This window comes from Vulcanisaeta distributa JCM 11216 (assembly GCF_001315985.1).
Lineage (GTDB): Archaea > Thermoproteota > Thermoprotei > Thermoproteales > Thermocladiaceae > Vulcanisaeta > Vulcanisaeta distributa_E.
Map to the genome: position 1 here is coordinate 45679 of NZ_BBBI01000013.1, position 6000 is coordinate 51678.

Here is a 6000-nt window from a genome sequence, read left to right on the forward strand (position 1 = left end):
CAATTAAAATTAGTAAGGCTGTATAAATACTCCATCATGCCGTATAAAAATAACGAGTCGTAAGGCCCATTAAGGCGGACAACGCCCACACTAAGGCGTTTATAGCAAGCACAGCCACATCACCTCGAGCCAGCCCATGGCCAACCCAACAACGGCATCACCCACACTGACTGAACAAGTGATTAAGCCATTAATAGGGCCTGGCTGAGTCGTGATTTTTACGTGTTTTCTTTTGTGCGTTTAGAAATTTCTAAACGTTGGCTTAACACATAAACCCAACGCGGTGCTGGTGTGTTTGAAGCTGGTTATCGCTATTCCCTGCTTAATGGGGGGGGTCTAGGAATAGTTAATTAGTGATGGTGTGAGTGGTGAAGTGCCGTAGAGGTAGGTCTAGAATGACGAGTTTACTACAGGTGAGTGAGTAATCCTCAAAATTAAGTAAATAAGTATTTAAGGAGCTGGTTGGGTTTTGAGGTGTGGAAGCCCTTGAAAGGCCTTTGCCTAGGCCTACGAGTGAGGATTACGTGGTGGTTAGGCTTTTGGAGTCGTTGGTTGAGGCTAGGTTAGCGCTTAGATTTCTTGACGAGGGATTAGTCAGGAATGCCGCAGGTAAGGCTTTCCAGGCCTGGAGGGCGTTTTTGGCTGCCCTGCTTAGGCTCGAAATCGATAAATTACTTCAAGTGGTCAAGACCGAGGAGGAGAGGAAGTGGCTCATGGAGAGGGCCGTGCCCAGGGTACCAACAACGAGGTTGGTCAGGCTATCCCAAATGCTTGAGGAGGTTGGTCATTACGGATTATCCGCATGGACCGCGGTAGCCCTAGAACTACACGACTACCAATACAACGGCCCAGACCCCGACATGGCACTATCAAAGTTCAGGGATAGAGAGGAGGCCGCGGTGGCCGTGGTGAGCCTCATAAAGGAGTTAGTGAATAGAATCGAGAACCTAAAGCCAAGGATAAAGTGGAACGACGAACTCGAAAACGCACTAAACGAATTAAGAAAAGCCACTAAATAAGTCCCGGAGACCACATTAATGAGGCAGTGCCTACATCCTCCTCACTGCCCATCATGAATGGCATGTTGCCCATGGCCACTAAATCCGCATTGGAAGGCCTGGACCCGCTATGGTTCCTAGCAATTACGTGAAGCCTATGTTCATAAACCTCGAGTGATTTTGTGCACGGCCTTGGTCTCGAGTTCATGAGTAATCCTCCTCACGTCAACCTCACCGAGCTGGGCAACGGTCTTAATGACGCTGTAATACGTTGAGCACTCCCTGAACTCCTCCCTAATGGGAAGAATGCTTCGTCCCTGAGTGGGGGGGAGCCAGGCTCGAGGAATAACCTCCCTATGACGCCATTGATGCTAATCCTCACCGACAAATGCGTGGTAGTAAATACACCTAGCACCAGATTTGCTACACCACTTAATAATCCTGGTCTTACCAACCCTACGCCTACCATAAACAATGGCCAGGCAAGGCCTCGAAAAATACGCCTAATTCAAGGCTCTCCAAGGCTCCAATAAATTTAGTAATAACCACGGTAGACCACCCCAGTTATTATAACGACTCAGGTAATCAAACTCAACCATCACATTATGGCCATGTACCTCAACTCGAGTTGAGGCATTAGCGTCAATAATCGTAGTACTTAACACAATAGTATCCATACTAATTATCATTGATAACTTATGTATTTAATTAATAATTATTAATTATTTATACTCACGTAAAATTGAATTAATGAGTAAGATTTATAAACCCATTAGTTAAAATAAGCAGTGATATGCAGGGCAGGTGCCCGAGGTGCGGTGCACCGATTAAGGGGATTTACAGGGTTGGTAAGAGTTCGAATATCTACTACGTCGCTGTGCACGCCGACGGCACCCAGCACTACCTGGGGCCGTTGCACTATAAGTATGGGACTAGGACGAATAAGATAGTGGTTAGGGGGGGCGCGGTGGACATCAATAGGGAGTTGAAATACATGGAAGAGATCACGAAGGCAATAACCGAGGAGAGACTGGGCAGGGAGGACACCATAAACGCCATTGAGGAAATCATGAAGGCAACCACAGAATTAATAACAACAGCAACACAGAAATACCCAGAGATAGCCACAGCAATAACACCATGGATAGAATACATAAACAAACTAATACAAAGCCAATAAACAATTCAAACCAACAAAAACACTCAAAACAACCACCCACAACCACGAGCCAAGCCATGTTAATTCTCCATCCCCAGCCACTTAGAAATTTCTAAACGTGATGTGTGAAAAATTATTAGACGTGGATTGACATGCGTTCTTGGTCTTTTTCTCATTACTTATGTTATTACTGGCTTAGCTTACGCTGAACTATTATCAATTAATTCCTTGACTATCATTAATATACTTAACAGCAGCTCAGGCCTAGCCCTCACAGTCACCTCAGGGTCTAGGTTTAAGTCCTTAGTCAACACTGTTATTAATAACTCCTCAATATCAAGACCCCCCCTTGCCATGGCCTCCTCGTACAACTCCCTCGGAATCTCAGTAACCACTGCGCACATAACCAATCAACTCCAATCCCTGAACGCAAATTATTAATCCTTATGTGCGTCCTCCGCAATGCCTCTCATAGTCTCTATGTAATGGCGCTTGCCAAGTTGCGTTTGCCTACCAATACAAGCCTTGGTTTTTCACCAGTAAGTATGCGATATTTCCTTTAATAACTTAATGACGTGTTTAACCTCTGGGTAATTTCTAACATGAATGCAGTACTTAATCCCAAGCCTTTCACAGGTTTCTATGTTTTGCCGTGAATCATCCACGAATATTACCCTGTTAGTACCTACTATATTTACTACGTACTTAAGTTCCTGTTCCTTGCTGGCAAACCTTGGCCTACCAAGAACCTCCCTAAAGATGCTCAGTAATTCATGCCTCTCCAGGAACTTTATTACGGCCTTCTCAGACTGCAGCGTTGCAATGTATTTAGTGCCTGGGAAGGTCGTAATTAATTTCTTGATTTCATTATTTAGTTCGCTTGTCTTTACGGCTTCCAGTTCCTGCCTCTCCACAAACTCATGCGCCAACCAGAAGGTTTGTGTTCCGTGGGTCTCCTCAAAGAGCTTGTTAATACTCACGACCCTAATGCCCAGGTACCTGCTGAGTTCCTCCCTCAATTTTCGCCAATCAATGTTTAGCCTGGTTATTACACCGTCAAAGTCAAGGACCAGTGCGTAGTTGGCTATAGTATCCTCCATAGATTACCATCCCCCCCTCCACGCATTAGTAATACGCCGCTGTCCATCTGCCTAATTAGGTAGTGGTCGCTTGGGAATAGGTCATACTGAGGTAGGTCCCAGGGCAATTCACCCCCCCACATGCCAAGGGTCAGGTAGACATATGCCAGGTTATACCTCGGGTCCTGGTAGGCCCTCGCCATTGAGAGGCCCCCAGAGCGGTGCCGTTGTGTGCCACTTACCGTCAACCTCGGTAACCCTGAACCTACCATTGGGGGGGTCTTCCTTCAGATCAACTGAGTAGAAGCCGTGGGGGGGCTCGGGGGGGTCAAGCGCAAGTACTGCCCTTACTCCCACCTTATTAACCTCCTCATCACTTATTGTCCTAGCCACCGAGGGCGTGCCCGTTATACCAGACAGCGATATGTGCTTGAATGGGTACTCAATGCGTTCTCTGGCGTAGGACGTAACTAACCTGCCTCTGTACCACAGTGAGTCGAAGGCCACGTCCCTACCAGGCAGGTATTCCTGGATTATGAAGTCCTCGATGGATGCCCTGCCCTGGAGCACGTTCAGCCTAACCCAGAGCTTCGCCTCCTCAGGGTTATTAACCCTGAGACTAAGTCTACCACCCGCACCACGCCTAGCCCTTATCCATAGTGGGCCTCCCAGCCTGGAAAATGCCTCATCAATGTCATCCAAGGTCTTGATACTCATGGTCCTAGGCACGGGCACCCCCCCTGCCCTGGTCATCTTATCAACTATCACGGCCTTATCAGGGGGGGCTATTGACTCCGGGCTCGGTAAGTAAGTCCTCACGTTAATTGGGTCAAACAATCCCCTGTTACTCGCCACCACGTTAGCCTCAACACTTGGGTGTGGGTGTAGAAACTCAATACCATGTTTCCTAATTATGTCCAGTATAGTGCTTAGGAAGTTTGGGTCATCATGGCGAGGGGGGGTCCTATATCTGGCATCAACATTGGCGAAGTGTATATAGTATGGGTTGTGGTCAGTGCCCACGAGGTATAACCTCAAATCAACCTGGCTCTCCGCAAGTCTTAGGGCATTGACAAAGTTCACACCGCCAATACCGCCAACACCCGTGATTAATACCCTGGCACTACGCATTTCCCTCAACCTCAGTGGGTATAACGCTCGCTTTTATACCTAACCACATAAAGGTTCCAGGGACCACCGTTCCTATCCACGACGCTCAAGTATAGTAGGGCCTCGCCATCACTCATCAGTAGTGATGGCGTATCTGCGCCAAGCACTGCCTCCCTACCAATGAATAGCTTGGATAGTTGGGTTGCATCGATGAGTACGTACCTAAATGAATCACCGACATTATATGGGTGATCCATAATAAAGGCAACTATGTAGCTCTATACGGCTTCTGCGAGTAGTCGTTGGATGCTGACAATAGGTAATACGTGTCACCAACCCTGTAGAAAGAGGCATTATGCAGGCTGTGCCAGGGACCAGGGACTCCGGACCCATTGACCAGGGGGTTTCACGGTTATGAAGTTACCACTAATGGAGAACCTAAGTAGGTATAGGCTCCTTGGGTATGGCAGTATGTTGCTCACCACCAAATCAATCATGGGCCCCCCCCTCATGTACACGTTACACCCAAGGTCAACCTCAGTCGCGTTACCGAAGACCTGCGGGGTAGCGATTATCGCCTCGTCCTTAAAGCCGGAGTCCGGGTTCCCCGAAACGGCGAGCCTAACCCTATTACCCCCCTCTTCCTATCCACATAGACGAGGTAGTACGAGTCACCAAACCTAAAGGGCGCCGCGGTTAATCCATCCCCCCCAACCACAGTACCAACCTCCCCTAAATGAAAAACCATCAAGCGACCTATAAAAAACGATGGAACAATCCCGAGGACCACTACAGATAGAGCATACAAACCAATTGAGCCATCAAAATCCCTAAAAACAGAACCCCCAAACAGCATAATTAGTAACGCCAACAAGCACAGGCCTAACCTCAACAACACTGCCAAATGGGAACACGGACATAACAACCCAAAACCAGGGAACACCCCCCAAATAAAAACTAAACCCCATTAGAAATTTCTAAAACACTACACCTGAAATTACACACCGAACACTAAATCACTATGAACAATGAATCTATTCCTTAGGAATGTCGACCTTATTGGGAAGAACGCGTGGGTTATTATTACGTGATTTGGAACCCTAATGTGCGGTGCCTTACTCAACTCAAGAACGCCGTACTTACTTCTGAGACCTAATCCTAACTTCCAACCGTCAATGGTGGCTCTATACATGGTACAGTATTGATTAAGGCCTGCTTTACACAGTAGCCAAGAAGACCACTTAATCCTGGCATAGTAAATGGGCACCACGTTACTATGCATGGTCCTAACCATGGCATACATAATAAACTTAGCCTAATTGGGTAATACCTAATGAGGCCCGCGCCTTTCGTGGTTAACGAGGCGTAGTGAATACCAACTTCGACAGGTACGTAATACGAGGAGTACCCAAGATTCCACAACCGAATGCCTAGCAATGCATCATCAGCGTACAAAAAAGTCTCATTAATAAAGGGCCTACCATCAAAACCAATAGCCTTAATAACGCCGGCCCTAACAACCATGTAAGAGCCATCGGCATAAGTGACAAAGTGAGGCCTATCAGCTGTGGGGGGGCAATTAGCTAAACCGTGTCCATTACATATACCAATGCTAGTCAACATATCGTCAACAGCCCAACCAGCCGCATAGATC

Annotated in this window: 13 protein-coding genes and 1 pseudogene; 2 read left to right on the forward strand and 12 right to left on the reverse strand. The window is 47.2% G+C overall.

Translation table 11 applies throughout. The features are described from left to right. Positions 1–476 precede the first annotated feature (476 nt). A complete protein-coding gene (locus JCM11216_RS10475; RefSeq protein ID WP_054854162.1) occupies positions 477–1019 on the forward strand; it encodes a PaREP1 family protein in 543 nt (180 codons plus the stop codon). Here the strand turns inward: JCM11216_RS10475 and JCM11216_RS10480 are convergent. Beyond that, positions 1012–1206, reverse strand: a complete 195-nt coding sequence (locus JCM11216_RS10480; protein ID WP_054854163.1) for a hypothetical protein — start codon at positions 1204–1206, stop codon at positions 1012–1014. The two genes, JCM11216_RS10475 and JCM11216_RS10480, sit on opposite strands and share 8 nt — an antisense overlap. Before the next feature lie 12 nt (positions 1207–1218). Then, positions 1219–1413, reverse strand: coding sequence for a hypothetical protein (locus tag JCM11216_RS10485; RefSeq protein WP_243676043.1), 195 nt, complete (start codon positions 1411–1413; stop codon positions 1219–1221). A 378-nt stretch (positions 1414–1791) separates the two neighbouring features. On the opposite strand from JCM11216_RS10485, the gene JCM11216_RS10495 reads away from it, so the two are divergent. Further along, positions 1792–2178 carry a hypothetical protein gene (locus JCM11216_RS10495; protein ID WP_054854166.1) on the forward strand — a complete coding sequence of 129 codons (387 nt, stop codon included), beginning with the start codon at positions 1792–1794 and terminating at the stop codon, positions 2176–2178. A 179-nt stretch (positions 2179–2357) separates the two neighbouring features. On the opposite strand, the gene JCM11216_RS10500 is transcribed toward JCM11216_RS10495, so the two are convergent. The 10 genes and pseudogenes from JCM11216_RS10500 to JCM11216_RS10525 form a co-directional block, all read right to left on the reverse strand. Then, positions 2358–2567: a hypothetical protein gene (locus JCM11216_RS10500; RefSeq protein ID WP_243676044.1), complete on the reverse strand. Its 210-nt coding sequence runs from the start codon at positions 2565–2567 to the stop codon at positions 2358–2360. Between the two features lie 123 nt (positions 2568–2690). Further along, a complete protein-coding gene (locus tag JCM11216_RS10505; RefSeq protein WP_054854168.1) occupies positions 2691–3257 on the reverse strand; it encodes a hypothetical protein in 567 nt (188 codons plus the stop codon). Further along, positions 3242–3439, reverse strand: a complete 198-nt coding sequence (locus tag JCM11216_RS19015) for a hypothetical protein (protein ID WP_243676045.1) — start codon at positions 3437–3439, stop codon at positions 3242–3244. Before JCM11216_RS19015 ends, JCM11216_RS10505 begins: the two co-directional genes overlap by 16 nt. Further along, positions 3408–4367, reverse strand: a complete 960-nt coding sequence (locus JCM11216_RS10510; RefSeq protein ID WP_243676046.1) for a hypothetical protein — start codon at positions 4365–4367, stop codon at positions 3408–3410. Before JCM11216_RS10510 ends, JCM11216_RS19015 begins: the two co-directional genes overlap by 32 nt. Positions 4368–4378: 11 nt before the next feature. Beyond that, positions 4379–4603 (reverse strand): hypothetical protein, encoded by a 225-nt coding sequence (locus tag JCM11216_RS19020; RefSeq protein WP_243676047.1) that lies wholly within the window; start codon positions 4601–4603, stop codon positions 4379–4381. A gap of 96 nt (positions 4604–4699) precedes the next feature. Then, positions 4700–4843: a hypothetical protein gene (locus JCM11216_RS19025; protein ID WP_243676048.1), complete on the reverse strand. Its 144-nt coding sequence runs from the start codon at positions 4841–4843 to the stop codon at positions 4700–4702. Positions 4844–4917: 74 nt separating this feature from the next. Beyond that, positions 4918–5094 carry a hypothetical protein gene (locus JCM11216_RS19030; protein WP_243676049.1) on the reverse strand — a complete coding sequence of 59 codons (177 nt, stop codon included), beginning with the start codon at positions 5092–5094 and terminating at the stop codon, positions 4918–4920. Positions 5095–5176: 82 nt separating this feature from the next. Continuing rightward, the gene (locus JCM11216_RS19035) at positions 5177–5314 is read right to left on the reverse strand and encodes a hypothetical protein (protein WP_243676050.1); all 138 of its coding nucleotides are present in this window, start codon (positions 5312–5314) and stop codon (positions 5177–5179) included. Positions 5315–5343: 29 nt separating this feature from the next. Continuing rightward, positions 5344–5538, reverse strand: coding sequence for a hypothetical protein (locus tag JCM11216_RS10520; RefSeq protein ID WP_054854169.1), 195 nt, complete (start codon positions 5536–5538; stop codon positions 5344–5346). After that, positions 5505–6000, reverse strand: a pseudogene (locus tag JCM11216_RS10525) (hypothetical protein); the annotation flags it as partial. The pseudogene JCM11216_RS10525 and the gene JCM11216_RS10520, both read right to left, overlap by 34 nt.

Excerpts from the sequence above, each read along its gene's own strand:
- JCM11216_RS10480 (WP_054854163.1), bottom strand. The coding sequence starts at position 1,206 with ATGAACTCGAGACCAAGGCCGTGCACAAAATCACTCGAGGTTTATGAA.
- JCM11216_RS10495 (WP_054854166.1), top strand. The coding sequence starts at position 1,792 with ATGCAGGGCAGGTGCCCGAGGTGCGGTGCACCGATTAAGGGGATTTAC.
- JCM11216_RS10505 (WP_054854168.1), bottom strand. The coding sequence starts at position 3,257 with ATGGAGGATACTATAGCCAACTACGCACTGGTCCTTGACTTTGACGGT.
- JCM11216_RS19015 (WP_243676045.1), bottom strand. The coding sequence starts at position 3,439 with ATGGCGAGGGCCTACCAGGACCCGAGGTATAACCTGGCATATGTCTAC.
- JCM11216_RS10510 (WP_243676046.1), bottom strand. The coding sequence starts at position 4,367 with ATGCGTAGTGCCAGGGTATTAATCACGGGTGTTGGCGGTATTGGCGGT.
- JCM11216_RS19020 (WP_243676047.1), bottom strand. The coding sequence starts at position 4,603 with ATGGATCACCCATATAATGTCGGTGATTCATTTAGGTACGTACTCATC.
- JCM11216_RS19025 (WP_243676048.1), bottom strand. The coding sequence starts at position 4,843 with ATGATTGATTTGGTGGTGAGCAACATACTGCCATACCCAAGGAGCCTA.
- JCM11216_RS19030 (WP_243676049.1), bottom strand. The coding sequence starts at position 5,094 with ATGGTTTTTCATTTAGGGGAGGTTGGTACTGTGGTTGGGGGGGATGGA.
- JCM11216_RS19035 (WP_243676050.1), bottom strand. The coding sequence starts at position 5,314 with ATGGGGTTTAGTTTTTATTTGGGGGGTGTTCCCTGGTTTTGGGTTGTT.
- JCM11216_RS10520 (WP_054854169.1), bottom strand. The coding sequence starts at position 5,538 with ATGTATAGAGCCACCATTGACGGTTGGAAGTTAGGATTAGGTCTCAGA.